At 34.5% G+C, this 1,673-nt stretch carries 1 protein-coding gene; it reads right to left on the minus strand.

The window, feature by feature from the left end:
* Positions 1-1,654, minus strand: a 1,654-nt coding sequence (locus tag H2280_RS08250) for a beta strand repeat-containing protein (RefSeq protein ID WP_442862347.1), incomplete at its 3' end; no start/stop codon positions are given.
* Between the last annotated feature and the right edge of the window lie 19 nt (positions 1,655-1,673).

Consider the following 1,673-nt stretch of genomic DNA (forward strand, 5'->3'; position numbering starts at 1 on the left):
CTATGACTACATTACCATCTCCATTGTTAGTAATTGAATTACCGCTTTCATCTTTACCAACGGTTCCTTCATTTTTAATAGAAGTTGATCCACTTCCAGAAACAGTGATACCATTTTCTATTTTACCGCCTTCTTGATTATTGATTGAAGTATTACCGCTACCTGAATTACTAATACCTCCATTGATAGTTCCACCATTACCATTAGAGATTACTAAATCAGCACTTCCAGTGCTTTCAACCTTGCCACCTATATTACCTGAATTTGAGATTTCTAATTTATTATCACTATTGTTTGTGATAGAACCTGAAATACCTGTACTAGAATTAGAGGTATTGACTATGGAGTCAAGTTGGCCACCTTCTTCTACTGTGATAGAACCTGTGATAGAACCATTACCTTGATTGACTATGCCACCAGCTAAGCTACCACCTTCTTCTATCTTGATACCTGTGTCTTCATTATCACCATCAGAGCCAATAATACCTTCATTGATAATACCTGCTTTTCCACCTTTAACTTCACCTGATATTTTAATCAAAGTATCAAGTTGTTTTCCACCACCTATAAAAATACCAGCATTACCTCCTTGAAGAGTGGCTCCTTTTTTTACTTCAATACCTTTGGCTTTGATGCCTCTATCGCTTCCATCTATATGGATACCATCTCTACCAGCTTTAATGATGCTATTTTCTTCTAGGTTGATTAGGCCGAGGTTGATAGATAATTCCCCAGTCGTTTCAGATCTATAGAAACTTATTCCATCTACACCAGCCTCTATAGTTCCTTGATTGGTAAGATTTTCTATAGTATTACCTGCTTCAATTATAACACCATTAGCATTACTAGCTTTAATAAGACCTTCATTAATAAAACTTTTGATAGTACTCGGACTACTAGTGCTTTTATATAAATTAATAGCTCCTATATATTTACCATTACCATCTCCTTCTATAGTTCCTGTATTTTTTAAATTATCAATGGTTGCGCCTCCAAGACTTAAACCGACTTTACCAGAAATAGTGCCCGAATTAATAAAAGTTTTTACATAAAGTTCAGAGAGTTTTATACCGGCGCTAGCATATACACTCCCCCAGTGATCATTATCATTTGGATCACAAGTTCCTTCGCTCTTAATAGTTCCTTCATTTTTGAAATTATCAATAGTAACTCCTTTATTTATAAATATTCCATAATTGCTATTGCTATTTATTAAACCGCTATTACTAAAACTCTCTATAGTTACATTGGTTAAATATATAGATTCTTTATTAGCACTTATAGTTCCACTATTTTTAAAATTCGTGATTGTAGATTTATTGTCTTTTTTGCCCCAAACGGTTACGCCAAAATTAGAAGTTCCATTTCCTATAGTTCCGCTATTTTCAAAATTAGTGATGGTGGCACCATTGCTTTTTCCAATTTCAATACTAGCAGTATTGCTTCCACCTACTACTGTTCCTTGGTTTTTGAAAGTTTCAATCGATGAGTTGTTTTGAAAATTAATAGCGATATCATTACCACCGCTTGGTTTAACCGAACCATTGCTTGTAATAGTTAAAGAAGTATTATCTGTTCCGCTTACAGTGATTGCAGTATTTTGTGCACTACTTACCGTTCCACAAGTTGTATTATTACAACCACCGCCATTAATTTTAGCATCAGCACAGGTG

The sequence above is a fragment of the Campylobacter sp. 2457A genome (assembly GCF_020135895.1).
Classification (GTDB): Bacteria; Campylobacterota; Campylobacteria; order Campylobacterales; family Campylobacteraceae; genus Campylobacter_D; species Campylobacter_D taeniopygiae.